The sequence below is a fragment of the Burkholderia sp. USMB20 genome, from assembly GCF_000949135.2.
Lineage (GTDB): Bacteria > Pseudomonadota > Gammaproteobacteria > Burkholderiales > Burkholderiaceae > Burkholderia.
This window is the reverse complement of sequence record NZ_JTAN02000019.1, coordinates 716,101-741,594: the sequence shown is the minus strand read 5'-3', so window position 1 is coordinate 741,594 and position 25,494 is coordinate 716,101. Positions and strand designations below refer to the sequence as shown.

The window sequence follows — 25,494 nt, the reverse complement described above, 5'->3', positions numbered from 1 at the left end:
AACACCGAACATGAACCAGCAAGCAGAACCGTTCCTGAACACCCTCGACCCGCAGGCCGACGCCGCGCAGGTGCACGTCTCGCGCGCGCACGAATCCGCGCACCTGCACGTGAGCGGGCGCGCGACCTACACCGACGACATCCCGCTCGTCGCGGGCACGCTGCACGCGGCGCTCGGGTTGTCCGCGAAGCCGCACGCGAAGATCGTGTCGATGAACTTCGACGCGGTGCGCGCGACGCCCGGCGTGGTCGCCGTGTTCACGGCCGACGACATCCCCGGCGTCAACGATTGCGGCCCGATCATCCACGACGATCCGGTACTCGCCAAAGGCATCGTGCAGTTCGTCGGCCAGCCGATGTTCATCGTCGTCGCGACGTCGCACGAAACCGCGCGGCTCGCCGCGCGCCGCGCGCAGGTCGACTACGAGGAGCTGCCCGCGATCCTGACCGCGCAGGAAGCGCGCCAGGCCGAAACCTATGTGATCCCGCCGCTGAAACTCGCGCGCGGCGACGCGGCCGCGCGGCTCGCGGCCGCGCCGCATCGCGAGTCGGGCGAGATGCTGCTCGGCGGCCAGGAGCAGTTCTACCTGGAAGGGCAGATCGCGTACGCGGTGCCGAAGGACGACGACGGGATGCACGTGTACTGCTCGACGCAGCACCCGAGCGAGATGCAGCACCTCGTCGCGCACGTGCTCGGCGTCGCGTCGCACAACGTGCTGGTCGAATGCCGCCGGATGGGCGGCGGGTTCGGCGGCAAGGAATCGCAGTCGGGCCTGTTCGCATGCTGCGCGGCGCTCGCCGCGTGGAAGCTGCTGTGCCCGGTGAAGCTGCGTCCGGACCGCGACGACGACATGATGATCACCGGCAAGCGGCACGACTTCCATTACCGCTTCGACGTCGGCTACGACGACGACGGCCGCCTCGACGGCGTCGCGCTCGACATGACGTCGCGCTGCGGCTTCTCGGCGGACCTGTCGGGCCCGGTGATGACGCGCGCGGTGTGCCACTTCGACAACGCGTACTGGCTCGGCGACGTCGACATCGCCGGCTACTGCGGCAAGACCAACACGCAGTCGAATACCGCGTTCCGCGGCTTCGGCGGCCCGCAGGGCGCGTTCGCGATCGAGTACATCCTCGACGACGTCGCGCGCGCGCTCGGCCGCGATCCGCTCGACGTGCGCTACGCGAACCTGTACGGCAAGACCGAGCGCAACGTGACGCCTTACGGGCAGACGGTCGAGGACAACGTGCTGCACGAACTGCTCGGCGAACTCGAGTCGACGAGCGACTACCGCGCGCGGCGCGCGGGCGTGCGCGAATTCAACGCACGCAACACGGTGCTGAAGAAGGGCATCGCGCTCACGCCGGTGAAGTTCGGCATCGCGTTCAACGTCACGCACTTCAACCAGGCCGGCGCGCTGGTGCACATCTACACCGACGGCTCGGTGCTCGTGAACCACGGCGGCACGGAGATGGGGCAGGGGCTCAACACGAAGGTCGCGCAGGTCGTCGCGCACGAGCTCGGCATCCGCTTCGGCCGGATCCGCGTGACGGCGACCGACACGAGCAAGGTCGCGAACACGTCCGCGACGGCTGCGTCGACGGGCTCCGACCTGAACGGCAAGGCCGCGCAGGATGCGGCGCGCCAGCTGCGCGAGCGCCTCGCGGCGTTCGCGGCGAAGCAGTTCGGCGACGGCAAGGTCGATGCGGCCGACGTGAAGTTCGGCAACGACTTCGTGTGGATCGGCGGCGCGAGCGTGCCGTTCGGCGAGGTGATCGCGAAGGCGTATCTCGCGCGCGTGCAGCTGTGGTCCGACGGCTTCTACGCGACGCCGAAGCTGTACTGGGATCAGTCGAAGCTGCAGGGCCGGCCGTTCTACTACTACTCGTACGGCGCGGCCGTGTCGGAGGTCGTGATCGACACGCTGACGGGCGAAATGCGCACGCTGCGCGTCGACGCGCTGCACGACGTGGGCGCATCGCTGAACCCTGCGCTCGACATCGGCCAGGTCGAAGGCGCGTTCATCCAGGGGATGGGCTGGCTCACGACCGAGGAGCTGTGGTGGAACAAGGGCGGCAAGCTGATGACGCATGCGCCGTCCACGTACAAGATCCCGACCGTCAACGACACGCCGCCCGAATTCAACGTGCGGCTGTTCCAGAACCGCAACGTGGAGGACAGCATCCATCGTTCGAAGGCCGTCGGCGAGCCGCCGCTGCTGCTGCCGTTCTCGGTGTTCTTCGCGGTGCGCGACGCGATTGCCGCGGTCGGCGACTACCGGGTGAATCCGCCGCTCGACGCGCCGGCCACCGGCGAGTCGATCCTGCGCGCGATTACTGCGGTGCGTGCTGCGCGCGCCGGTCAGGCAGGTTGAGATGAACGGGCCTGCACGTTCGTTTCGCACCGCGACGCCCCCGGCATTCGCGCAGGGTACCGGCCAGCGCAACCGCGCGACCGGTACGCCCGCGCCGATGCACGTCGTGCTGTTCGGCGCGGGGCACGTCGGCCATGCGCTCGTCACGCTGCTCGGTGCATTGCCGTGTGTCGTGCAGTGGGTCGATACGCGCGACGAGCTGTTCCCGGACGAATGTCCGCCGAACGTGCAGCCGGAGCCGACCGACATACCCGAGGCCGTCGTCGACGCGGCGCCGCCCGGCACGTACTTCCTCGTGATGACGCACAACCACGCGCTCGACTTCTCGCTCGCCGCGCAGATCATGCGGCGGCGCGACTTCGCGTACTTCGGGATGATCGGTTCGCGTACCAAGCGCGTGAAGTTCGAGCGCCGGCTCGCCGCGCGCGGCGTCGATTCGGCGCGGCTCACCGAGATGGTGTGTCCGATCGGCGTCGCGGGCATCGTCGACAAGGCGCCCGGCGCGATCGCGGTGGCTGTCTGCGCGGAACTGCTGCAGGCCCGCTCGGGCATGCCGGTGGCCGACGCGAAGGCAGCCGCGGCGGGGCGCTTGCGCGACGACGCGCGCTGCGCGCGGTAACGATGAGGGGCGGCACGCCCGACCCACGTCCGCGCGTTTTTGCCTACACTGCACGGATCGCGCGGCAGCGGGCCGCGCGTCCTTTCGTGCAGGCACCATGTCCGATCATCAGGTCTATCTCGATGCGCTCGATGCGAGCCTCGTCGTCATCGAGCGCTGGCTGTCCGGCGCCGATACTTCCCCCGCGGCGCTCGATGCGCTGCTCGCGCCTTTCTCCGCCGAATTCACGATGATCATGACCGACGGTCGCGCGTTCGACCGCGATGACACACGTGCGCTGTTCGCGAAGCTCGGCGGCGCGAAGCCGGGGCTGCGCATCACACTGTCGGACATCCGCGTGCTCGCGGCAGACGCGTCGCATGCGGTGCTCACCTATCTCGAAGCGCAGCAGGCGGCGTCGGGCGAGCTGCCCGCGCGTCGCGCGACCGCCGTGTTCGCGCGCGACGCGGCAGGCGTCGTGCGCTGGACCCATCTGCAGGAAACCTTCTGCACGGCCTGAGCGGCCGCGCCGCGTGATCGTGCGCGGGCGATTCCGCGCGGGTTCAGCGCCGCTTCAGCGCTTGCGGCCGCGTGCGGCCGTCAGCTCGTCGGACACGCTTTGCATCAGCGCACACAGCCACGCGATGTCGGTCGGGCGATCGGGGTGCGGGTGCGTGAGCAGGTAGCTCTTGATGCGCGGGAACGGCACGGGCGGCGCGACGACGACGAGCGGCAGCAGCTGCGCGTAGTGCGTCGCGAAGCGGCGCGTCGTCGTGAAGATCAGGTCCGACTGCAGCAGCACCTGCGGCACGATGCCGAAGTACGGCAGCGTCGTCACGATCCGTCGCGTGAGGCGGGCGCGGGCGAGGCCGATCTCGATCGCGTTGCGCTTGTCGCCGGTGTACGGCGTCGGCGCGACGTGCGCGGCCGACGCGTATGCTTCGCGCGTGAGCGGTTCGCGGGCGAGCGGATGCGCGTCGCGCATCAGGCACACGATCGTGTCGGAGAACAGGTCCTGGCGCGCGAACCGAGGGTCGGGCTTCGGCCAGTTCCCGATCACGAGATCGAGCGCGCCCGATTCGAGCGCCTCCGCGTGATCGAGCGCGGGATTCAATGAGTCGATTTCCAGATGCGCATGCGGCGCCGCGTCGCGAAAGCGCTCGATCAGCGTCGGCATGAAGAAATCGTTCAGGTAGTCGGGGGCGGCGACGCGGAACGTGCGCCGCGCGGACGATGGATCGAAGTCCCCGTGCGGCGTCGCGATGAAGTCGACCTCGCGCAGCGCGCGCGACGCGGCACCGAGCAGCGACGCGCCGTACTCGGTCGGCACCATCCCGGATTTGCCGCGCACGAGAATCGGGTCGTTCAGCGTCTCGCGCAGCTTGCGCAGCGCGGTGCTGATCGCGGGCTGGGTCTGGTTCAGCCGCAGCGCGGCCTGCGTGACGCTGCGCTCGAGCAGCAGCGTGCGCAATACGCGCACGAGCCAGATATCGAGCGAGGCGGTACGATCGTCGTCTTCCATCGGCGAGCGGTGATTCGGGAGAAGCGTAACCTTACCGCAGCCGCACGTTGCCGTGCGTGATACCGGCCATCACGTGCGCCCCTTCGGCAGCACGCTGATCCGCTTGACCTCGCGCGACTCGAGCCAGTTCGGCGTGCGCGCGCAGTACAGCACCATCGGCAGCGCGTCCTCGCCCCAGAACAGCTGCTGGTTCATCCAGAAGGTCGGTACGCCGAACACGCCGAGCGCGATCGCGTCGTCGGTGTTGCGGCGCAACTGCGCGCTCGTCTCTTCGAATTCGATCAGCTCGTCGCCATGCCCGACGCCGACGCGCTCGCACAGCGCCGCGAACCCGTCCGGCGTCGACGGATCGTTGCCGTCGTGCCAGATGAAGCGGAACATTTCCAGCACGGTCGCGATGTCGGCGCGCAGCGCGATCGCGAGGCGCAGCACCTTGTCGGAGTCGAACGGATGCGCGGGCGGCATCTTGAAGCGGATGCCGAGCTGTTCGGCGCGAAACAGCGCGTGGCGGTACGTGAACACGCGCTTGGCCGGCACGTCGGCGCTCGGGCGCTGCCCCCAGTGGCGCTGCAGGTCGGGCAGCGACACGGCGACGGGGTCGAACGGCACGTCGGGCCACTTGTCGTGCTGTTCGAGCAGCAGGTAGGAGAACGGCGACACGAAGTCGAAGAACCAGGCAGGCTGGGCAGTGTCGAGGCCGGTTGTCATGGCGATCTCCAGAGGGTGGGGCGTGCGCGCCTGGCGGCGGCCTTCATGTTACGTGGCGGCGCGCGGATGCAACCGCGCGGATGCAGCAATGATCGCGGATCGGCCGCTCATGCGGAACCGGGAGTCGCCCGGGGGGGCTCGCCGGCCGGCGCCGCCGCGCCGCCGCGCGCCGCTGCACGGCCGCCGGCGCCGGGTGTGCCCGGCGTGCCCGATGCGACGTCGTGATCGTGCGCGGTGAGCCGCTCGCGCACGAAGCCGATGTGCTCGCGCAGCACGTAGAACTGCCCCGCGTACGCGAGCGGCATCTTCATCCGGTTCACGGCTTCCTCGATGTCGTCGAGTTCGTCGAGCAGCTGGACGCGCTCTTCGGCCGTATGCTCGCCGAGCGCGCGGCGCTCGAGCGCGATCAGCGCGCCGTACCAGCGGTAGATGCGCGAACGCACGCGCCAGCCGTACAGCGACGGCACCAGCCGCAGCCCGGGGATCAGCACGACGATCAGCGGCACCACGACGACGAGCAGCCGGTCGACGAGACTCGCGACCCAGAACGGCAGCCGCCGGTACAGGAACGACTTGCCCGACTTGTAATAGCGCCCCGCGTCGTCGGACAGCGGGAAGCCGCGCGTGACGGCCGACGGGAATTCGCCCGCGTGCTGCAGGATCGTCGCGTGGCCGTGCACTTCGCGCGCGGCCTCGATCAGCAGGTCGGACAGCGCGGGGTGCAGCGTATCGCGCGCGACCAGCTCGATCGTCGGCGCGACCGTGTGGATGTCGGCGGGCGGCAGGTTGAGGCCGAGATCGTAGACGCCCATCGGCAGCGTGATCGCGGTCAGGTACGGAAAGCGCCGCGCGTAGGCCTCGGCTTGCGTGAACGAGTACACGTGCACGCCGGGCGCGCGGAACAGCTTCGCCATCACCGGGATCTGCGTCGAGTCGCCGGACAGGAACGCGGCGTCGATCTTGCCGTCGAGCAGCGCGGCCGCGGCGTCCTCGCCGGCGGTCGGCAGCAGCTCGGTCGAGCCGCCCGGCACGATGCCGTTCATCTTCAGCAGCGCCAGGCTCAATTCGCGCGCGCCGCTGCCTTCCGCGCCGAGCGCGAGCCGCTTGCCCTTGAAGTCGGACAGGCGCGCGACCACCGGCCCGCGGTACATGATCGCGAGCGGCACGTAGCCGATGCTGCCGAGCGAGACCAGGTGTTCGTCACGCTCCTTCGGGCCGATGCCGCTCTGCACGAAGCCGACGTCGACCGGCGCGTCCGGATTCGACAGCCGCGCGAGGTTCTGCGCGGATCCTTCGGACGACTGGACGTCGAGCGTGACGCCGTTCTTCGCGAGGATCGCCTTGTATTTCTGCGCGGCGTTCCAGTAGGTGCTGCCGGGCGGGCCGGACGAAATCACGAGCGTGGACGGCGGCGCCGGCTGGATCAGCTTGACCGCGAGCCAGACCGCCGCGGCCGCGAGCAGCACGGTGGGGCCGATCGACAGCGCGAGGTCGCGCCACGACACCGCGACGAAGCGGGCGAGGATGCGGCGGGGCGGGCGGGGGCGGGCTGGCTTCATGGAGTCGGCGGATGAAACGGGCGTGACGCAGCGATGACGGCCGTCGCGGACAAGGCACGCGATGCGCGTTCTGGCGGCGATGGTACCCGGTTTCGCCCGGCGTGCGCGAGTCCGGCGCCGTCGCGCGGCGGCGGACACGGGCGCGCGCGGGCGGATGGCGGGTGGCCACGCGTCAAAAGCTTTGCGCTTCGGCTGGCGCTGGATTACATTGTGCGACGCAGCCGCGCCCGATTCGCGCACGACCCGGCACGTTATGAGACCGGGCGCGCCCGGCCGGCGGCTGTCCGGCCCGGCCGGCCCGCATTCGCGCGCGCCGGCCGCCGGCCCGTGTCGCCTCTCTCGCATCGCCGTGGAAATCATCGGCCGTCCCGCCCGTTCGCGCGCGGGCCGGCTGCCTTTGGGGGTATCCGGCCGTACTGTGCACGGCCGTTCCGGAGTTACAAGGAGATAGCATGAAGTCGATCGTGTTGAGAGCGTTGGGTGTTGCGGCCGTGGCGGCCTGTCTGACGGGCAGCGTGTACGCGCAGTCGAGCGATGCGGCGGCCACCGAAGCGCCGGCCGCGGCAGCGAGTTCGCCGAAGGCGGCGGCCAAGACCGCGAAGAAGGCCAACCGCCAGCTCGGCTATGCGGTGCGCAAGGCCATTACGAAGGCAGGCGGCATCGACGTGGCGAACATCGTCGTGCGCTCGAAGGGCGGCGCGATCTCGCTGGAGGGCACGGTGCCCGACCAGGCACAGATCGACAAGGCGGAAGAGGCGGCGAAGGGCGTGAAGGGCGTGACGTCGGTCACGAACAAGCTGACGGTTCAGCAGCAATGATGCCGGGCGGCGGCGCGCCAGCGCCGCGCGCCCGCTTTCACGCGGGCCCCGGCGTGCCGGGGCCCGTTTGCACTTTCGAATGCCCCCGGGCCCGCCGCTTCGCGCCAGGCCTCCGAGCGGGCGTCCCCCAAGGAAACTTCCTTCGGGGCGGAAAACCTTGGGCGGCCCGGCGTTTTCCCGACAGGCCGCGAGCCGCGCACGACGCAGCGGCGCACCGATAACGATATCGAGAGGGCGGCAATGACAACGCACGGGTGGGGCAGTCGGATTCTTTGGGGCGCGGCGCTGGTCGCGGTCACGTTGCTCGGCGCCTGCAACGGCGACGAGTCGTCCGAACGCAACCGGCTGCCCGGGTTCGTGTCCGGCAGCGTGCGCACCACCGCCTACGACGGTACGGGCGACGACCTGCTGACGGCCGGTCTCGGCAAGACGGGCCTCGCCGCCGCCACCGCGCCGGCGTTCGCGAATCCGTCGCGGCCGACGAGCGCCGAGCTGCGCCGGCTCGCGATCTGGTCGAACTACCGCGCGCTCGTCGACATGAGCGCCAACGGCGGCTACGGCCGCTTCTGGGGACCGAACGTCGACCTCGACGGCAACGACACGCTCGGCGAAGGCAAGATTCCCGGCACCGAATATCTCGCGTATTCCGACGACGGCAGCGGCCGCAAGAACGTGACGTTGCTCGTGCAGGTGCCCGCGAGCTTCGATCCCGCGCAGCCGTGCATCGTCACCGCGACGTCGTCCGGTTCGCGCGGCGTGTACGGCGCGATCTCGGCGGCCGGCGAGTGGGGCCTCAAGCGCGGCTGCGCGGTCGCGTACAACGACAAGGGCGGCGGCAACGGCGCGCACGAGCTCGGCACCGACACGATCACGCTGATCGACGGCACGCTCGCCGACGCGGTGCTCGCCGGCAATGCGAGTCTCTTTACCGCCAATGTGACGAGCAGCGACCTGGCCGCGTTCAACAGCCGCTTCCCGAACCGCTACGCGTTCAAGCACGCGCATTCGCAACAGAATCCCGAGCAGGACTGGGGGCACGCGACGCTGCAGGCGGTTGAATTCGCGTACTGGGCGCTCAACGAACAGTTCGGACCGCTCGTCGACGGCTCGCATCACGGCGTGCGCTACCGCCCGGGCGACATCACGACGATCGCCGCGTCCGTCAGCAACGGCGGCGGCGCGGCGCTCGCGGCGGCCGAGCAGGACACGCGCCGCTGGATTACCGCGGTCGTGGTCGGCGAGCCGCAAGTCAACGTGCGGATGGCGCCGAACGCGGTCGTGCGCGAGGGCGGCCAGCCGGTGCCGTCGCTCGGCCGGCCGCTGGCCGACTACGCGACGCTCGCGAACCTCCTGGAGCCGTGTGCGGCCGCGTCGTCGTCGCTCACGGGCGCGCCGTACCTGAGCGCGCTGCCGGCCGCCACCACGCAGTCGATCCGCACGCAGCGCTGCGCGACGCTCGCCGCCGCCGGGTTCGTGTCGGGGGCCGATACGCAGAGCCAGGCCGCCGACGCGCTCGCGCAACTGCACGCGGCCGGCTATCTCGCGGATTCCGACCTGCTGCAGGCACCGATGTGGGATTCGCAGGCGATTCCGGCGATCGCGGTCACCTATGCGAACGCGTACACGCGCTCGCGCGTGACCGACAACCTGTGCAATTTCAGCTTCGCGACCACCAATGCGGCGACGGGCGCGGTGGCGCCGCCCGCCGCGTCGCCGATGCCGGCCGTGTTCGGCCTCGGCAACGGCGTGCCGCCGACGGCAGGCGTCAATCTCGTGTTCAACACCGGCGCGGGTGTCGACCACCGGCTCGCGACGCCCGACGCGAGTTTCGCGGGCGCGCTGTGCCTGCGCCAGCTGTGGACCAACGGGATGCTCGACATGCCGGCGAATGTCGATGCGGTGCGCGTGAACGCGAACCTGCAGGGCAAGCCGGCGATCATCGTGCAGGGCCGCAGCGACGCGCTCGTGCCCGTGAATCACGCGTCGCGCGCGTACGTCGCGCAGAACGGCATCAGTGAAGGTGGCCGCAGCCAGCTCGTGTTCTACGAGGTGACGAACGGGCAGCACTTCGATGCGTTCCTGCCCGTCGCGGGCTTCGACACGCGCTTCGTGCCGGTCCACTACTACAACCTGCAGGCGCTGAACCTGATGTGGCGGCACCTGAAGAACGGTGCCGCGCTGCCGCCGTCACAGGTGGTCCGCACGCTGCCGCGCGGCGGCACGCCGGGCGCCGCGCCGGCGCTGACGAGCGCGAACCTGCCGCCGATCTCGGCGTCCCCCGGCGCGAACGCGATCACGGCCGGCGCGGGCGCGATCGATGTGCCGCTCTGACGGCACCCGCCCCACCGCGATACGGAAGCCGGACGCTCGTCCGGCTTTTTTATTTTCAGCCGCTGGAATCGCTCCCTCATTGCACTTGGTTCGAACGGCATGCGCTGTAACAAATTATTGCTTTACGGCGGAAAATCCGGAATCTATTATGCGCCGATATTTTAACTTAATTTAATAAATTCCCGTAAAGACAATATTCCTTTCCGTATAGTTAATCGATCCTTTCGATTTTATTAAATCGGCTCGAGTTGCGGTTGGTCGCCCTTTCGCGATTGACCGGCATTTCGCCGAGGGAATCGTTCGTCTGTTCGAAGCGAAGGCGCCTTGTCTGGCAGCCTTTGCAGGGGCTGCTTTTGCTTGCGGTTTCTCGCGCGTGCGGATGGCGAGGGCGAATTCGCAGTGCCGGGCATTATTGAATCGTCGTTTGCAATGGAATTGATTCCATTGTGCGATCGCGGAATATGGGTGGGGTAAATCATGCCGGTCGGTATTCGCCGATGCGGTAAAAAACTCGGGGTGCATCGCAAAACGAATGCGCTCCCGGTGCGGAGCGCCGGCGTAAATGATCCTTTGCGACCGGCGGTATTTATCGTTCTGTTCGAGAGGCAATAATGACGACACTGAAGTCCTTGAAAGACGGTTTCGCGCTATTTGGAACGACGCTGAGCGTGCCGCTCGCCGCAGCCGCGGCCGCGGCGCTGCTCGTCACGGGATGCGGCGGCGACGACGGGTCGGGCCCGACCGCCGCTACCACGGCAGCCGCGACGACGTCGAACGGCAGCACGTCGGCCAGCACCAATGCAACGGCCGCCGTCCCGGCCGACCAGCCGTACGTCGACAACGACGTGTACGGCACCGGGCCGAACGACGCGGTCACGGATTCGACCGAAGGGGCCGCGGTCGTGCACCGCCAGGTCACGATCGGCGGCAAGACCGTCCAGTACACGGCCACCACCGGGCACCTGACCACGATCGACCCGATCACGTCGGCGCCGAACGCGAAGATGTTCTACGTCGCGTACACGCAGGACAATCCGGACCCGTCGAAGCCGCGTCCGGTAACGTTCTTCTACAACGGCGGCCCCGGCTCGTCGTCGGTCTACCTGCTGCTCGGCTCGTACGGGCCGAAGCGCCTGCAGTCGTCGTTCCCGAACTTCACGCCGCCGGCCCCGTACAAGCTGCTCGACAACCCGGACAGCCTGCTCGACCGCACCGACCTCGTGTTCATCAACCCGGTCGGCACCGGCTACTCGGCGGCGATCGCCCCGGCGAAGAACAAGGATTTCTGGGGCACCGACCAGGACGCGCGCTCGATCGACCGCTTCATCCAGCGCTACCTGACCAAGTACTCGCGCTGGAACTCGCCGAAATTCCTGTACGGCGAGTCGTACGGCACCGCGCGCAGCGCGGTCGTGTCGTGGGTGCTGCATGAGGACGGCATCGACCTGAACGGGATCACGCTGCAGTCGTCGATCCTCGACTATGCGAATGCGCTGTCCGCGCCGGGTACCTTCCCGACGCTCGCGGCCGACGCGTTCTACTGGAAGAAGACGACGCTCAACCCGACGCCGACCGATCTCGACGCATACATGGTGCAGGCCCGCAACTACGCGGACAACACGCTCGCGCCGCTCGCGCAGAAGCCGAACCCGCAGGACGGCGGCTTCGTGAACGTGCGGCTGAACCTGAACCTGCAGACCGCGCAGCAGATGGGTTCGTACATCGGCACGGATCCGACGTCGCTGATCCAGACGTTCGGCAACCCGGCCGCGCTCGGCAACGTGCCGTCGTCGGACGACAACCCGCCGTACACGTTCTTCCTGACGCTCGTGCCGGGCACGCAGATCGGCCAGTACGACGGTCGCGCGAACTTCACGGGCAAGGGCATCGCGCCGTACATCCTGCCGAACTCGGGCAGCAACGATCCGTCGATCACGAACGTCGGCGGCGCGTACACGGTGCTGTGGAACAGCTACATCAACACCGACCTCAAGTACACGTCGACGTCGTCGTTCGTGGACCTGAACGACCAGGTCTTCAACAACTGGGACTTCAGCCACACCGACCCGACCGGCGCGAACAGGGGCGGCGGCAATACGCTGTACACGGCCGGCGACCTCGCGGCGACGATGAGCGTGAACCCGGACCTGAAGGTGCTGTCGGCGAACGGCTATTTCGATGCGGTCACGCCGTTCCACCAGACCGAGCTGACGCTCGCGCAGATGCCGCTCGATCCGACGCTCAAGGCGCAGAACCTGACGATCAGGAACTATCCGTCGGGCCACATGATCTACCTGAACGACGCGTCGCGGACCGCGCTGAAGGGCGACCTCGGCAACTTCTACGACGGGATCCTCGCGAACCGTACCGCGCTGCAGCGCGTGCTGAAACTGCAGGCGCGCACGCAGCAGATGAAGCAGCAACAGTTGAAGCAGCAGGGGCAGTAAGGAGCGCGAGCGACTTGCGCTGCCCGGCCGTGCGCCGGGCGGCCCGAGTTCGCGAGGCCCCGGATGGACGACAGCCCGATCGGCGCAGGCCGGTCGGGCCGTTTTTTTTTGCGGCGGGGGTGCCGGCGTCGCGTGCTGGCCGGTCATGCATCACATCGCGCATGTGGCTCGCGATGCTGTGATCTTCAACGGTGCCCGTGAGTCGTCGACCGACGGGGCGTTGTCGGATCCGCGTGAGATTCCCAGCGGCTTGATCCTCGAAAGGGGATGCACGTCCCTGTATCGAGGGAAATTCTCCACCGACAAATCGTGCCGATCTCTTTCGTCAGGGGCGGGAAGACGGCGGTGTCTGCCGTGGCGGGCGGCAGTTGCGCCGCTTACGCGAGCACGAGCCGCACGCCGACCGCGACGAGCGTCGAGGCGAGCAGGTTGCGCAGCAGCCGCTCGGGCGCGCGCGCCGACAGCAGGCTGCCGAGCACGATGCCGGGCAGCGAGCCGAGCAGCAGCGACAGCAGCATCGACCAGTCGACGGAGCCGAGCAGCCAGTGGCCCATGCCGGCGACGAGCGTGAGCGGCACCGCGTGCGCGATGTCGGAGCCGACGATGCGCGCGGTCGCGAGCAGCGGGTACAGCAGCAACAGCACGGTGACGCCGATCGCGCCGGCGCCGACCGACGTCATCGACACGAGCGCGCCGAGCACGGCGCCCGTCAGCACGGTCGACCAGAACGTGCGCGCGGGATTCGGCGGGAGCGGGTTGCGCGCGGCGAGCGCGGTCAGCTGCGGCCGGAAGATCAGTGCGAGCGACGTGAGCAGCAGCGCGATGCCGAGCACCAGCTGGATCATTCGCGCGGTGCCGGGCGAGTTCATCCCGTGCGTGTGCAGCAGCCACAGCGTGACGGCCGCGGCCGGGACGCTGCCGGCCGCGAGCCGGCCGGTGATGCGCCAGTCGATCGACCCCTTCAGTCCGTGGACGAGGGTGCCGGTGGCCTTGGTCGCGGCCGCGTACAGCAGATCGGTGCCGACCGCTGTCGCGGGGTGGACGCCGAACAGCAGCACGAGGATCGGCGTCATCAGCGAACCGCCGCCGACGCCCGTCAGGCCGACGAGAACGCCGACGAACAGGCCGGACAGGGAGTACAGCAGATCGATATGGGGAAGCGACATCGGAAGCAGGCGGTTATGCGGCGTTCGGCGGCGGCGCGCGGCCGCGGCGCGCGCATCAAAGTCTGCCATTGTCGCAAAAGTGGCGCTTCGGTGTACGACTACGTTAAAAATCGGCCAGGGAGGCCGGCCGGACGGGCCGTTCGCGGCGGGTCAAACGCACGTTTGAACAGGCGCGGGGCCGGGCGGGGCGGGGCGACGTGCCGCCGTTGCCGGGTTGCGACGCCGATGGCGGGCCATCGGGTGCGGCGGGGCGGAACTCGCCCCGATTCAGGCCGGACGGCCGTCAATGCATTGCGGGGCCGGCGCCCGCAACGGCGTCCTGGCGGCGGATGCGCAGCGCGAGGCCGAGCAGCCCGGCCGCGGCCGCAAATGCGGCGCCGACCGCGAACGCGGCGTGGTAGCCGCCGTTCAGCGCGTCGAGCGGCGCGGCGTGTGCCGCCGCGAGCGCATCGGTGCGCGCGGCCGCGAGGCTCGCGAGCACGGCGAGGCCGAGCGCGCCGCCCATCATGAACGCGGTGTTGACGATGCCCGACGCGAGCCCGGAATCGGCCGGGTCGACGTCGCTCATCGCGGCGAGCAGCACCGGATTGAACGCGACGCCCGCGCCGATGCCGAGCAGCGTCATGCCCGGCAGCACGTGCCAGACGAAGCTGCCGTCGGCCGGCGCGCGCGCGAACAGCGCGAGGCCGCACGCCGCGATCAGCAGGCCGGCGGCGATCGGGCCGCGGATGCCGAAACGCATCACGATCCGCGCCGACAGCCCGAGCGAGAACGCGGCCATGATCAGGTTCGCCGGCAGGAACGCGAGCCCGACCTGCAGCGGTCCGTAGCCGAGCACGCGCTGCATGTAGAGCGCGGACAGGAAGAACCACGCGAACATCGCGGCCGCCCACAGCACGCCGATCACGTTCGCGAGCGCGACGTTGCGCGCGGCGAACAGCGTGAGCGGCATCAGCGGATGCGCGACGCGCGCCTCGATCGCGACGAACAGCGCGAGCAGCACGACGGCCGCGCCGATCAGCACGACGGTTTGCGTAGACAGCCAGCCGGCCTCGTTGCCGCCGACGATCCCGTAGACCGCGAGCATCAGCGACGCGGTCACGGTGATCGCGCCCGCGACGTCGAGCCGCGCGGCGCCGGCCGGCGCGCGCAGGCGCGGCAGCAGCGCGACGCACATCGCGTAGACGGCGATGCCGATCGGCAGGTTGACCAGGAAGATCCAGTGCCACGACAGCGTGCTCGTCAAGAGCCCGCCGAGCAGTACGCCGATGCTGCCACCGCCCGCGCAGACGAAACCGTAGACGCCCATCGCGCGTGCCCGTTCGCCTGGCTCGGTGAACAGGTTCATGATCAGCGACAGCGACACGGCCGACACGATCGCGCCGCCGAAGCCCTGCACCGCGCGCGCGGCGATCAGCATCGTCTGCGATTGCGCGAGGCCGCAGGCGAGCGACGCGAGCGTGAACACGACGAGGCCCGCGAGGAACATGCGCCGCTGGCCGTACAGGTCGCCGAGCCGGCCGCCGAGCAGCAGGCAGCCGCCGAACGTCAGCAGGTAGGCGTTGACGACCCACACGAGGGCCGTCTCGGTGAAATGGAGGTCGGTGCTGATCGACGGCAGTGCAACGTTTACGATCGTGCTGTCGAGCACGATCATCAGCACGCCGAGGCAGAGGACGATCAGCGCGTACCAGCGCTTCTCGCCGTGGATCCCGTGGGTCATGGGCTGGCAGCCTTCTCTCAGATCGTTATTTGAAAGGCTGAATTGTAGACGTCGTTCGCGTGCGCTTCCTGCCGGTTTGTGGCAGGAGCGACGCGTAGCGGCGGCGCGTGTCGCGCCGCGCCGGACGTTATCCGAGCGGCGGGAGTTCGCAGCCGTCGGGGCCGCATGCGGCGGCGTCGTCGCCGGCGAATTCGACGATGGCGCCGTCGCGCCATGCCTGCTCGAGCGCCTGCGCGAACACGTCGGCCGGCTGCGCGCCCGATACCGCGTAGCGGCCGCCGAACACGAACAGCGGCACGCCGCGTCCGCCGATCTGCGCGGCGCGCGCGATGTCGGCCTCGACTTCGTCACGGTATGCATCGCTGCGCAGCACGGCTTCGACGGCCGAGCGCTCGAGCCCCGCTTCGACCGCGAAGTCGATCAGCGCCGCATGGTCGAACAGCGAGCCGTGCTCGCAGAAATAGGCGCGGTACAGGCGCTCGGTCAGCACATGGGCGCGGCCGGTGGCTTCCGCAAGCTTCACGAGCCGATGGCCGTCGAGCGTGTCGCCGACGAACGTGCCGGGCAGGTCGTAGCTCAGCCCGACGCTCGCTGCCGCGTCGGTCACCTGGCGCAACATCTGGTCGACCTGCGCGGGCGACATCCGGTACTTGCCCGCGAGCATCGCCTCCACCGGTTCGACCGGCTGGCCCGGCATCAGCCGGTACGCACGCAACGCGACGTCGACGTGCTCCGCGTGCGCGAATGCGGCGAGCGCCTCGTCGAAGCGGCGCTTGCCGATCCAGCACCACGGGCAGATCAGGTCGGACCAGATTTCGACGGTCAGGATCGGGCGGGCAGTCGGGGCGGGGGTGGTCGTCATGGGTGGTCCGGGGCGGCAAATAAATGTAACCGGGACTATAGCATTTTGTGCTTCGACGCTTCGATGTGGGCTGGCCCGGGTGGACCGGGCCGGCCCTGACGTATCACGAAGCATAGTCACGGACCGCGCGAACCGGTAGCGGGGCCGATGTCAGTGATGGTGAACGGTGAACGGTGAACGGTGAACGGTGAGCGGCGAACGGCGAACGGCGAACGGCGAACGGCGAACGGCGAACGGCGAACGGCGAACGGCGAGCGGGGAGCAGTGAAGGCCGCAAGCTTGGCGACCAGGCAACCACGCCCGCAGCACCCGCCGCTCACACGTCGCCCTGCGTTTCCTTCAGATGCTTCAGGTGCTTGTAGACGGTCGCGCGCCCCATCCCGAGCACGTTCGCGACGTAGTTCGCGGCGCTCTTGCCGCGGAACGCGCCTTCCGCATAAAGCGCCTCGACGAGCTCGCGCCGGTGCTCGCGCGTGAGGCCGTTCAGGCCGACCTGCCGCTCGCGCAGCCAGCCGTGCAGGAACGTGTTGATGCGCTCCTGCCAGTCGTCGCGGAACAGCTCGTCCGGTTGCGCGACGATGCCCGCGCCCTTGATGAACACGTCGAGCGTCGCGCGGACGTCGTCGAACACCGCGATGTTGAAGTTGATGCACATCATCCCGGCCGGCCGGCCTTCGTCGTCGAACAGCACGTTGCTCACGCAACGCATGCGCCGGCCGTCCCAGTTCAGTTTCTCGTACGGGCCGATCACGCGCTCGCGCGCCGAATGATCGATTTCCTCGAGCGCCGAATCGTCGCCGACCTCGCGCTTCGACAGGTTGTTCGCGAGGTACAGCACGGTCTGGTCGTGCAGGTCGTGGATCACGACTTCCGCGTACGGGAAGAACAGCGCCGCGATGCCGTCGGCGATCGGTGCGTAGCGGGTGAGCAGCAGGTCTTTGACGGGGGATTGCTTCTTGCGCATCGGAATCGCCATCTCGGGTGAGCGGGAGCCGGGCGGTGCGTCGGTACGGCGCGCCGGCGTGCCGTCCACCGGCTCGCCCGTGCGCCCCCGCGCTGCCGCCGCGGCGGTTGCGCCATTGTATCGGCCCCGCGTGCGCGTGCCGCTCATGCGCGCGTCAGATGCATGTACAGCGCGTGTGCGATCGCGATGTCCTCGAGCCCGAGGCCGATCGAGCGGAAGAACGCGTGACGCGTGCGCGACGGCGCCGCGCAGGTGCCCGCGACGAGCGCGGGCAGGTCGCCGACGATCCGCTCCGGCGTCCAGCCGTGCCCGGCCGCCGCGATCTGCATCTCGCCCGCGCTCGCGGGCGTCGTGTGCCGGTAGTCGCAGTACACGTCCATGTCGGGCAACCATGCCGGCGGGATCTCGTGCGCGCGCGCGACGTTGGTGCTGATCGACGTGACGAGCGCAGGGCGCGTGAGCATGCCGTCGGCGAGCACCGGCGTGCCCGACGACGTGCACAGCATCACGACGTCCGCGTCGCGCACGCACGCCTCGACGCTGGCGGCCGCACGGGCGCGCGGATCGATCCGCGCGAGCGTCGCCTGCAGCGCCGGGTCGCCGGCGAGCGCGGGCGAATGGACGCTGATCGATGCCCAGTCGCGCAATGCCGCCGTATGGCGCAGATGTGCGAGGCCCACCGCGCCCGCGCCGATCACGGCGAGCCGGCGCGCGTCGCGCGGCGCGAGGCAGTCGACCGCGAGCGCCGTCGTGCCGGCCGTGCGCTCGACCGTCAGCAGCCCCGCGTCGCACCACATCAGCGGCTGCCCGGTGCGCATCGACATCAGCGCGGTCCACGCCGTGACGATCGGTTTGCCGCCCGTCACGACGTATGGCGACAGCTTCGCGCCGAACACTTGCTCGTCGGCGAGCGCGCCGAGATACGTGATGAAATCGCCGGCCTGCTCGGGGAACAGCGTGAGGGTTTGCGGCGGCTGCACCGCGCGGGCCGAGGCGAGCGACGCGAACATGCGGCGCAGCGTGCCGAGCACGTCGAGCGACGGCAGCGCCGCGCGCACCGCGGCTTCGTCGACGGTCAGCGGCAGGGTCGGGGCGGGTTGCGTCATGGAACTTCTCCGGTCGGGCCGGACAGGACAGTCTCGAAAGCGGGCGTCCGGCGATGTTCGTGATGGATTAAAAGTCTAATATAGACAAAAGAAGTCGGGTGAGTTTTTCTTTTCAGGACAGGCCCGAGCCGCCGTCAGTCGAAAAAACCTCGATGAATCAACGGCATTTTGCGTAATCGACGGGTTCTCGATGGGCAGCACCGAGGCCACGATTATCGTATCCCCTATAGTCTATAGTAGACTAGGAGTCTATATTTCACATGCGGACCGGCATGTTGCCGCCCGGCGGCCGGCATGCATCGCATGCCGATCCGGCGCCCGGCGACGGCGTCGCGCGAACGGTCTTCATCGCCTCAATCCGGAATCGAAGGACATCGTCATGAACTGGAAGCTTTCCCTCTGCGCCGTCGCGGCGCTTGCGTGCGCGGCCGTCACCGCCCACGCGGAACAGACCACGCTGCGCTTCGGGATCGAAGCCGCCTATCCGCCGTTCGAGAGCAAGACGCCGGCCGGCCAACTGCAGGGTTTCGACGTCGACGTCGGCAATGCCGTCTGCGCGAAGCTGAACATGAAGTGCGTGTGGGTCGAGAATGCGTTCGACGGGCTGATCCCGGCGCTGCAGGCGCGCAAGTTCGACGCGATCAATTCGGCGATGAACATCACCGCGAAGCGCAAGCAGAGCATCGATTTCACGCCGGCGATCTACGTGGTGCCGATCGTGATGGTCGCGCACCGCGGCTCGCCGCTGCGGCCCGATACCGCGAGCCTGCGCGGCAAGCACGTCGGCGTGCTGCAGGGCTCGTCGCAGGAGGATTTCCTGAAGGCGCACTGGGCCAATGCGGGCGTGGACGTCGTGTCGTATCAGGACCAGGACCAGATCTATGCCGATCTCGTCGCCGGTCGTCTCGACGCGGCCGTGCAGGAAGCGCAGACCGCGCAGGACGGTTTCCTCGACAAGCCGGCCGGCCGCGACTACCAGATCGTCGGCGAGCCGCTGAAGGATCCCGCGACGCTCGGCGAAGGCACCGGCTTCGGGTTGCGCAAGGGCGACAAGGCGCTGCAGGCGAAGATCGTCGGCGCGCTCGACGCGCTGAAGAAGGACGGCACGCTGAGCGCGCTGTCGCAGAAGTATTTCAAGCGCGACATCGTCGCGAAGTAAGCCAGGCCGCGCGCCGGCCGCGGTGCCGGCGCGCGTCGCACCGAATCTCGACGCAGTACGGGGAAGCATGGATTTCGACGTCATCGTTCTGGGGGCCGGCATCGTCGGCGTGTCGTCGGCGCTGCATCTGCAGGATCGCGGGCTGCGTGTCGCGCTCGTCGACCGGCGCGCGCCCGGCGAGGAAACGAGCCACGGCAATGCGGGGCTGATCGAGCGCTCGTCGGTCGTGCCGTACGCGTTCCCGCGCCGGCTCGGCACGCTGCTGCGCTACGCACGCAACCGCTCGGTCGATCTCTATTGGGACTACAAAGCATTGCCCGCGTATGCGGGCTGGCTTGCGCGTTTCTGGCGCGAATCGTCGCCGCAGCGGCTCGCGGCTGCCGCACGCGACATGCTGCCGCTCGTCGCGGCGAGCGTCGTCGAGCACGACGCGCTGATCGCGCGCACCGACGCGCAGCCGCTCGTGCATGACGGCGGGTGGATCGAGGCGTTCCGTTCGCCCGCGCTGTTCGACGCGGAAACGCGCGTGCAGCAGCGGGTGGCCGACGCGCACGGGTTGCGGATGAGTGTGCTCGACGCGCGCGCGTTGCGCGAACGCGAGCCCGGCATCGGCGACGCGTTCTGCGGCGCATTCCACTGGCAGGACCCGAAGACGGTGTCGAGCCCCGGCGGCCTCACGAAGGCGTACGCGCGGCTGTTCGAGCGCGACGGCGGCACGTTCGTGCGAGGCGACGCGACGACGCTCGCGCAGGTGCGCGACGGCTGGCAGGTCGATACCGAGCATGGGCCGATTGCGGCCCGTTCGGCCGTGGTTGCGCTCGGGCCGTGGTCCGATCACGTGTTCGCGCCGCTCGGCTACCGGATTCCGCTGCGCGCGAAGCGCGGCTATCACATGCATTACCGGCCGACCCGCGCGCCGCTGAACGTGCCCGTGTGCGATACCGAGGAGGGTTTCGTCGTCGCGCCGATGGAAGGCGGCCGCCTGCGGCTCACGACCGGCGTCGAGATCGCGTTGCGCGGCGCGCCGCCGACCGGCGTGCAGCTCGCGCGTGCCGAGCCGCTGGCGCGCGACGCGTTCGGCATCGGCGAGCGGCTCGATCCGGGGCCGTGGCTCGGGATGCGGCCGTGCACGCCCGACATGCGGCCCGTGATCGGGCCTGCGCCGCGCCATCGTCATCTGTGGTTCGCGTTCGGCCACTGTCACCACGGGCTCACGCTCGGCCCCGCGACCGGGCGTCTGCTCGCCGAGATGATGACGGGCGCGCCGACCTTCATCGATCCCCATCCGTACCGGCCCGCGCGCTTCGGCTGAACCCGTTGCGATACGACGGCCGCCGCGTGTGCGGCCGTCACAGTTTTTCATTCGGCTGTCCGTATTGTGTGAAGTCTTGCAGCCGGAAATGATCTGCGCAATTGACCGGAAAGAAATCGCGAATAAGAAAAACAGAAAACACGCGATTTATTAATGCATTTTCATGAAGATGAAATGCGAAGCAGGCTGTCCGTCCGGCCATCCGGCGACGTTTCGCAACGGACGTTCCGATGTGACCCGGGATGTACCGGAACACGTTACTTCCGGCCTCGCAAACGTTACGTTACATCCGAGCGCCCGACACATTTATCGTCAGATGATTGCGGCTGCGCGACCCGTTTATTTACCCGGAAATCCATATAAAACCGTTATTGGCTTGCAATAGGCCAACGAATCAATCCGTTTTATCTGGATGGCACACTTCGTGCAATCCATCCCCATGCTTTATCAACGTAGTGCCAACGAGATGGGGTAAGGATGAGACAAAACTTTAAATTGACGGGTGTGGCGCTGTCGGTCACGACGGTGTTCGGGGTACTGGTTTCCGGTTCGGCTGTCGCCGGGCCGCTCGATGCGCTGCCGATTCCGCAAGTCGTCGTGAATCCGCCGACCAACAGCGTATCGATCGGGTTGGCCGCGACCGGCACGTCGCCGCTGGGTTCGGTCACCGTTGCGACGGGTGGGGCCGGCGCGATTCAGACGTCGCTGGGCAACCCGGCGCAGGCGTTGTCGGGCGCGGTGAACGCGCTGCAGGGCGCGCTCGGCGGCGGTGGCGGCGCGGTGACGCCCCTCGCGCCGGTACAAGGCGTGGTGAACCAGGTGACGGGAGCGCTCGGTGGCGGCAACCCGGCCGGTGCGTTGAGCGGCGCGCTGAATACGGCGACGGGGACGTTGAGCAATGCGGTCGGCACGGTGACGGGCGGGCTGGGTAACGTCGGCGGCGGTGCGAATCCGCTGGCGCCGGTTCAAGGTGTCGTCAATCAAGTGACGGGGGCGCTCGGTGGTGGCAATCCGGCCGGCGCGCTGACCGGCGCCCTCGGTACGGTCACGGGTGCGTTGGGTAACGTCGGTGGCGGGGCGAACCCGCTGGCACCGGTTCAAGGTGTCATCAATCAAGTGACGGGGGCGCTCGGTGGCGGCAACCCGGCCGGCGCGCTGACCGGCGCCCTCGGTACGGTCACGGGTGCGTTGGGTAACGTCGGTGGCGGGTCGAACCCGGTGGCGCCGGTTCAAGGTGTCGTCAATCAAGTGACGGGAGCGCTCGGTGGCGGCAACCCCGCTGCTGCACTGACCGGCGCGCTCAATACGGCGACGGGTACGCTGAGTAACGGAATCGGTACGGTGACGGGCGCACTGGGCAACGTCGGCGGCGGCGCGAATCCGCTGGCGCCGGTTCAGGGCGTGGTGAATCAAGTAACGGGTGCGCTTGGCGGCGGCAACCCGGCCGGCGCACTGACCGGCGCTCTCGGCACGGTGACGGGTGCACTCGGCAACGTCGGCGGCGGCAACCCGGCCGGCGCACTGACCGGCACTCTCGGCACGGTGACGGGTGCGCTCGGCAACGTCGGAGGCGGCAACCCGGCCGGCGCACTGACCGGCGCCCTCGGCACGGTGACGGGTGCACTCGGCAACGTTGGCGGCACGAACCCGCTGGCGCCGATCCAGAACGTCGTCGACCAGGTCACGGGCACGCTGGGCAGCGGCAATCCGGCTGGTGCGCTGAGCAACGCGGTCAATACGATCACGGGTACGCTCGGCAACATCGGTGGCGCGTCGAGCCCGCTGGCACCGGTGCAAGGCGCCGTCACGCAACTCGCCGGCACGCTCGGCAACGGCAACCCGGCCAGCGCACTGACGGACGCTGTGAACTCGGTGACGGGCGCGCTCGGCAGCCTTGGCGGCACGAACCCGCTGGCTCCGGTACAAGGCGTCGTGAACCAGGTCGTCGGCACGCTATCGGGCACCGGCGGCGGCAGCCCGATCGCGCCGATCACGAACCTCGTCAGCGGCCTGCAAAACGCGCTGCCGACGGGCGGCAACCCGGCCGGCGCACTGGGCAACGCGGTCAACTCGGTCACGGGCGCACTCGGCAACCTCGGCGGCACGAACCCGCTGGCGCCGGTACAGGGCGTCGTGAACCAGGTGGTCGGTACGCTCGGCGGCAGCAACCCGGCCGGCGCACTGAGCAACGCGGTCAGCTCGGTCACGGGCGCACTCGGCAACCTCGGCGGCACGAACCCGCTGGCGCCGGTACAGGGCGTCGTGAACCAGGTCGTCGGTACGCTCGGCGGCAGCAACCCGGCCGGCGCACTGAGCAACGCGGTCAGTTCGGTGACGGGCGCACTCGGCAGCCTCGGCGGCACGAACCCGCTGGCGCCGGTGCAGGGCGTCGTGAACCAGGTCGTCGGCACGCTGTCGGGCGCAGGCGGCAGCAGCCCGATCGCGCCGATCACGAACCTCGTCAGCGGCCTGACCGGCGGCAGCAACCCGGCCGCCGCGCTGACCGGTGCGCTCGGTTCGGTGACGGGGGCCCTGGCGAACGGTCCGGCGGCCCTCGGGCAGGCGGCCGGCGCGTTGTCGGGCGCGGCCGGTTCGACGGCTGCAGCGGGCGGCAGCCTGCTCGGCTCGGGCGCGAGCGCGGCGGGCAGCACGGCGGGGGCAGCCGGTTCGCTGCTGTCGACGGGCGGCAACGCGACGGTGACGGTCGTCAATGCGGCCGGCACGACGCTGGGCACGGCGCTGGGTTCCACGCCGAGCCTGTCGGTCACGCCGCACTCGGGCAACAACTCGGCGAACAACCCGCTCGCACCGGTGTCGACGCTGCTGCAGGCGGTGACGGGCGCATTGCCGAGGTAACCGGCCGGCGCGCGCGGCGACGGTTCATCGCCTGCCGCGCGCAACGGGTCGCACAACGCGGCATGACAGCAATGTCATGCCGCGTTTTCTTTGGGGTTCCCGGTCTGTCTCATGGGAGGAATGGCACTGAATTGCGGGGCGGAATGGAATAACCGGCCGGATTCGTCCGTTTACTTACCGAGTCGCGGCGCAGCCGGACAGCGGGATAATGGTCATGACGTAGTCGACGTCCCGTCCGGCGCCGCCATGCCGCGATGCCATGCCAAGGAGAACGGGAATGAAGACGATGCTGTTCGCCATCGCGCTGACGGCCGCGATCGCGCGGCCCGCGGCCGCCGAGCCGCCGCAGGCCGGCGACGGGAAACTGGTCGACGAAGATCACATGACGCTGTACGTGTTCGATCACGACGCGCCGGGCAAGAGCACGTGCACCGGCACCTGCGCGGCCAACTGGCCGCCGGCGCTCGCCGACGGATACGACAAGGCGTCGGGCGCACTGAGCCTCGTCACGCGCGACGACGGCAAGAAGCAATGGGCGTACCGCGGCCGTCCGCTGTACCGCTGGAAGATGGACCACAAGGCCGGTGACGCGGGCGGCGACGGCGTCGGCGGCATGTGGCACGTTGCGCGCCCCTGAGAACGGACTGACGGGCTGACGGCGCGGCGACGCGCAAGGCATCCGGATGAGCTACGAATCGGACCTGCTGGTGTGGCTGCCGCATCTCACCCGGTATGCGCGCGCGCTGACGGGCGATCGGGCCTGGGCGGACGATCTCGTGCAGGACACGCTGGAGCGCGCGCTGAACCGGCCGCCGCGTGACGGCGGCAACCTGCGCGCGTGGCTGCTGACGCTGTTGCGCCACCGCTTCATCGACCAGTTGCGCGCGCGGCGCGAGATCGCGGTCGACGATGCGACCGCGCCGTGGCAGACGATGGCCGCGCCGAACGACGAGATCGGCGGCCTGCTGCTGCGCGACGTGCAGCGTGCGCTGTACCGGTTGCCGGTCGAGCAGCGCGAGGTGCTGCTGCTGGTCGCGCTCGAGGAGCTGAGTTACCGCGACGCCGCACAGGTGCTCGGCGTGCCGGTGGGGACGGTGATGTCGCGGCTGTCACGGGCGCGTGAACAGATGCGTGCGCTGTTGTCCGGCGAGCCGCCGGCGCACGGCGCGGCCGCGTTACGGGTGATCGGGAAGACATGATGGACGACGACGATCCGCGCAAACCTTCGAACGATCGGGACGATGCCGTGTCGGCCCAGCTGCTGTCGGCGCTGCTCGACGGCGAGCTGTCCGGGCAGGAGCGCCGCGAGGTGCTCGAGCGGCTGCGGTCCGATCCGCGGGAGGCCGACCGGTTCGCGCATTACGGCGCGCAGCGCGATGCGTTGCACGCGCTGTTCCCGCTGCCGGCTGCTGCACCCGCGCTGTTCGTGCAGCGGCGCGCGCCGCGCTGGCGTGGCCTTGCCTATGCGTTCGCGGGGCTGGCGGCCGGGCTGGTGATCGGCATCGCGCTGCACGCGGGCTGGACGACGTTCGGCGCCGAGCCGGCATTCGCCGCACGCGCGGACGTCGCTTACGCCGTGTACGCGGCCGAGCGGGAGCATCCGGTCGAGGTCGACGCACGCGATCCGGCGCGCCTTGCCGCGTGGCTGTCCGCGCATCTCGGGCGGCCCGTGCGCGCGCCGTCGCTCGACGAATACGGCTATGCATTGCTGGGCGGCCGGCTGCTGCCGGGCGACGCGGGGCCGGCGGCGCAACTCATGTACCAGCGCGCGGACGGCAAGCGCGTGACGCTCTACATGACGGCCTACGACGCGCGGCGTTTCGCGCCCCAGGCGATGTCGGCCGACGGCCGCCATACGTATTTCTGGTCGGATCGCGGCATGGGTTTTGCGCTCTCCGGGCGCGCCGACGAACGACGCCTGCGCGAACTCGCGATCGAGGCATGCGGCGCGCTCGGCGGGCCGACCGACGCGTGGAAGGGATGATGCAC

Annotated in this window: 20 protein-coding genes; 12 read left to right on the top strand and 8 right to left on the bottom strand. The window is 69.3% G+C overall.

Translation table 11 applies throughout. From position 1 onward, the window contains the following. Positions 1–10 precede the first annotated feature (10 nt). The 3 genes from xdhB (at position 11) to PL79_RS28000 (ending at position 3,492) form a co-directional block, all read left to right on the top strand. Positions 11–2,374 (top strand): xanthine dehydrogenase molybdopterin binding subunit, encoded by a 2,364-nt coding sequence (gene xdhB / locus PL79_RS28010; protein WP_044844121.1) that lies wholly within the window; start codon positions 11–13, stop codon positions 2,372–2,374. 1 nt (position 2,375) lies between these two features. Then, on the top strand, positions 2,376–2,993 hold the full coding sequence (gene xdhC / locus PL79_RS28005) for a xanthine dehydrogenase accessory protein XdhC (RefSeq protein WP_044844122.1): 618 nt from the start codon (positions 2,376–2,378) through the stop codon (positions 2,991–2,993). A 97-nt stretch (positions 2,994–3,090) separates the two neighbouring features. Beyond that, entirely contained in the window at positions 3,091–3,492 is a 402-nt protein-coding gene (locus tag PL79_RS28000; protein WP_044844123.1) for a polyketide cyclase, read from the top strand. 54 nt (positions 3,493–3,546) lie between these two features. On the opposite strand, the gene PL79_RS27995 is transcribed toward PL79_RS28000, so the two are convergent. From PL79_RS27995 to PL79_RS27985, 3 genes are all read right to left on the bottom strand, one after another. Further along, complete coding sequence (locus PL79_RS27995; RefSeq protein ID WP_044844124.1) at positions 3,547–4,494, bottom strand: LysR family transcriptional regulator; 948 nt, start codon at positions 4,492–4,494, stop codon at positions 3,547–3,549. A 69-nt stretch (positions 4,495–4,563) separates the two neighbouring features. Then, positions 4,564–5,202: a 2-hydroxychromene-2-carboxylate isomerase gene (locus PL79_RS27990; protein ID WP_044844125.1), complete on the bottom strand. Its 639-nt coding sequence runs from the start codon at positions 5,200–5,202 to the stop codon at positions 4,564–4,566. Between the two features lie 107 nt (positions 5,203–5,309). Continuing rightward, entirely contained in the window at positions 5,310–6,761 is a 1,452-nt protein-coding gene (locus PL79_RS27985; RefSeq protein ID WP_044844126.1) for a TAXI family TRAP transporter solute-binding subunit, read from the bottom strand. A gap of 452 nt (positions 6,762–7,213) precedes the next feature. Here PL79_RS27985 and PL79_RS27980 point away from each other — a divergent pair, with 452 nt between their 5' ends. From PL79_RS27980 to PL79_RS27965, 3 genes are all read left to right on the top strand, one after another. Beyond that, complete coding sequence (locus PL79_RS27980; RefSeq protein WP_044844127.1) at positions 7,214–7,579, top strand: BON domain-containing protein; 366 nt, start codon at positions 7,214–7,216, stop codon at positions 7,577–7,579. Positions 7,580–7,819: 240 nt separating this feature from the next. Continuing rightward, the gene (locus PL79_RS27975; RefSeq protein ID WP_044844128.1) at positions 7,820–9,910 is read left to right on the top strand and encodes a D-(-)-3-hydroxybutyrate oligomer hydrolase; all 2,091 of its coding nucleotides are present in this window, start codon (positions 7,820–7,822) and stop codon (positions 9,908–9,910) included. 611 nt (positions 9,911–10,521) lie between these two features. Beyond that, positions 10,522–12,357, top strand: a complete 1,836-nt coding sequence (locus PL79_RS27965; protein ID WP_044844129.1) for a S10 family peptidase — start codon at positions 10,522–10,524, stop codon at positions 12,355–12,357. 377 nt (positions 12,358–12,734) lie between these two features. On the opposite strand, the gene PL79_RS27960 is transcribed toward PL79_RS27965, so the two are convergent. The 5 genes from PL79_RS27960 to PL79_RS27940 all read right to left on the bottom strand — a co-directional run bounded on the left by PL79_RS27960 (position 12,735) and on the right by PL79_RS27940 (position 18,178). Then, entirely contained in the window at positions 12,735–13,523 is a 789-nt protein-coding gene (locus tag PL79_RS27960) for a sulfite exporter TauE/SafE family protein (RefSeq protein WP_044844146.1), read from the bottom strand. A 283-nt stretch (positions 13,524–13,806) separates the two neighbouring features. After that, entirely contained in the window at positions 13,807–15,246 is a 1,440-nt protein-coding gene (locus PL79_RS27955) for a DHA2 family efflux MFS transporter permease subunit (RefSeq protein ID WP_044844130.1), read from the bottom strand. 127 nt (positions 15,247–15,373) lie between these two features. Further along, positions 15,374–16,108 (bottom strand): DsbA family oxidoreductase, encoded by a 735-nt coding sequence (locus PL79_RS27950; RefSeq protein ID WP_044844131.1) that lies wholly within the window; start codon positions 16,106–16,108, stop codon positions 15,374–15,376. Between the two features lie 316 nt (positions 16,109–16,424). Beyond that, complete coding sequence (locus PL79_RS27945) at positions 16,425–17,219, bottom strand: helix-turn-helix transcriptional regulator (protein WP_044844132.1); 795 nt, start codon at positions 17,217–17,219, stop codon at positions 16,425–16,427. Continuing rightward, positions 17,216–18,178: an ornithine cyclodeaminase family protein gene (locus PL79_RS27940; RefSeq protein WP_044844133.1), complete on the bottom strand. Its 963-nt coding sequence runs from the start codon at positions 18,176–18,178 to the stop codon at positions 17,216–17,218. The genes PL79_RS27945 and PL79_RS27940 overlap by 4 nt, the downstream gene beginning before the upstream one ends. Positions 18,179–18,557: 379 nt before the next feature. Here PL79_RS27940 and PL79_RS27935 point away from each other — a divergent pair, with 379 nt between their 5' ends. From PL79_RS27935 to PL79_RS27905, 6 genes are all read left to right on the top strand, one after another. Further along, positions 18,558–19,337: an ABC transporter substrate-binding protein gene (locus PL79_RS27935; RefSeq protein ID WP_044844134.1), complete on the top strand. Its 780-nt coding sequence runs from the start codon at positions 18,558–18,560 to the stop codon at positions 19,335–19,337. Positions 19,338–19,404: 67 nt separating this feature from the next. After that, positions 19,405–20,649, top strand: coding sequence for an NAD(P)/FAD-dependent oxidoreductase (locus tag PL79_RS27930; protein WP_044844135.1), 1,245 nt, complete (start codon positions 19,405–19,407; stop codon positions 20,647–20,649). A 477-nt stretch (positions 20,650–21,126) separates the two neighbouring features. Then, on the top strand, positions 21,127–23,505 hold the full coding sequence (locus tag PL79_RS27920) for a beta strand repeat-containing protein (protein ID WP_135801160.1): 2,379 nt from the start codon (positions 21,127–21,129) through the stop codon (positions 23,503–23,505). Between the two features lie 277 nt (positions 23,506–23,782). Beyond that, complete coding sequence (locus PL79_RS27915; RefSeq protein ID WP_044846303.1) at positions 23,783–24,142, top strand: COG4315 family predicted lipoprotein; 360 nt, start codon at positions 23,783–23,785, stop codon at positions 24,140–24,142. Positions 24,143–24,188: 46 nt separating this feature from the next. Further along, positions 24,189–24,704 carry a sigma-70 family RNA polymerase sigma factor gene (locus tag PL79_RS27910; protein WP_044846302.1) on the top strand — a complete coding sequence of 172 codons (516 nt, stop codon included), beginning with the start codon at positions 24,189–24,191 and terminating at the stop codon, positions 24,702–24,704. Beyond that, the gene (locus PL79_RS27905) at positions 24,704–25,489 is read left to right on the top strand and encodes an anti-sigma factor family protein (RefSeq protein WP_409333444.1); all 786 of its coding nucleotides are present in this window, start codon (positions 24,704–24,706) and stop codon (positions 25,487–25,489) included. The genes PL79_RS27910 and PL79_RS27905 overlap by 1 nt, the downstream gene beginning before the upstream one ends. Positions 25,490–25,494: the final 5 nt, after the last annotated feature.

Excerpts from the sequence above, each read along its gene's own strand:
- xdhB (WP_044844121.1), top strand. The coding sequence starts at position 11 with ATGAACCAGCAAGCAGAACCGTTCCTGAACACCCTCGACCCGCAGGCC.
- PL79_RS27935 (WP_044844134.1), top strand. The coding sequence starts at position 18,558 with ATGAACTGGAAGCTTTCCCTCTGCGCCGTCGCGGCGCTTGCGTGCGCG.
- PL79_RS27975 (WP_044844128.1), top strand. The coding sequence starts at position 7,820 with ATGACAACGCACGGGTGGGGCAGTCGGATTCTTTGGGGCGCGGCGCTG.
- PL79_RS28000 (WP_044844123.1), top strand. The coding sequence starts at position 3,091 with ATGTCCGATCATCAGGTCTATCTCGATGCGCTCGATGCGAGCCTCGTC.
- PL79_RS27940 (WP_044844133.1), bottom strand. The coding sequence starts at position 18,178 with ATGACGCAACCCGCCCCGACCCTGCCGCTGACCGTCGACGAAGCCGCG.
- PL79_RS27995 (WP_044844124.1), bottom strand. The coding sequence starts at position 4,494 with ATGGAAGACGACGATCGTACCGCCTCGCTCGATATCTGGCTCGTGCGC.
- PL79_RS27985 (WP_044844126.1), bottom strand. The coding sequence starts at position 6,761 with ATGAAGCCAGCCCGCCCCCGCCCGCCCCGCCGCATCCTCGCCCGCTTC.
- xdhC (WP_044844122.1), top strand. The coding sequence starts at position 2,376 with ATGAACGGGCCTGCACGTTCGTTTCGCACCGCGACGCCCCCGGCATTC.
- PL79_RS27920 (WP_135801160.1), top strand. The coding sequence starts at position 21,127 with ATGAGACAAAACTTTAAATTGACGGGTGTGGCGCTGTCGGTCACGACG.
- PL79_RS27915 (WP_044846303.1), top strand. The coding sequence starts at position 23,783 with ATGAAGACGATGCTGTTCGCCATCGCGCTGACGGCCGCGATCGCGCGG.
- PL79_RS27955 (WP_044844130.1), bottom strand. The coding sequence starts at position 15,246 with ATGACCCACGGGATCCACGGCGAGAAGCGCTGGTACGCGCTGATCGTC.
- PL79_RS27980 (WP_044844127.1), top strand. The coding sequence starts at position 7,214 with ATGAAGTCGATCGTGTTGAGAGCGTTGGGTGTTGCGGCCGTGGCGGCC.
- PL79_RS27905 (WP_409333444.1), top strand. The coding sequence starts at position 24,704 with ATGGACGACGACGATCCGCGCAAACCTTCGAACGATCGGGACGATGCC.
- PL79_RS27990 (WP_044844125.1), bottom strand. The coding sequence starts at position 5,202 with ATGACAACCGGCCTCGACACTGCCCAGCCTGCCTGGTTCTTCGACTTC.
- PL79_RS27930 (WP_044844135.1), top strand. The coding sequence starts at position 19,405 with ATGGATTTCGACGTCATCGTTCTGGGGGCCGGCATCGTCGGCGTGTCG.
- PL79_RS27910 (WP_044846302.1), top strand. The coding sequence starts at position 24,189 with ATGAGCTACGAATCGGACCTGCTGGTGTGGCTGCCGCATCTCACCCGG.
- PL79_RS27965 (WP_044844129.1), top strand. The coding sequence starts at position 10,522 with ATGACGACACTGAAGTCCTTGAAAGACGGTTTCGCGCTATTTGGAACG.
- PL79_RS27960 (WP_044844146.1), bottom strand. The coding sequence starts at position 13,523 with ATGTCGCTTCCCCATATCGATCTGCTGTACTCCCTGTCCGGCCTGTTC.
- PL79_RS27950 (WP_044844131.1), bottom strand. The coding sequence starts at position 16,108 with ATGACGACCACCCCCGCCCCGACTGCCCGCCCGATCCTGACCGTCGAA.
- PL79_RS27945 (WP_044844132.1), bottom strand. The coding sequence starts at position 17,219 with ATGAGCGGCACGCGCACGCGGGGCCGATACAATGGCGCAACCGCCGCG.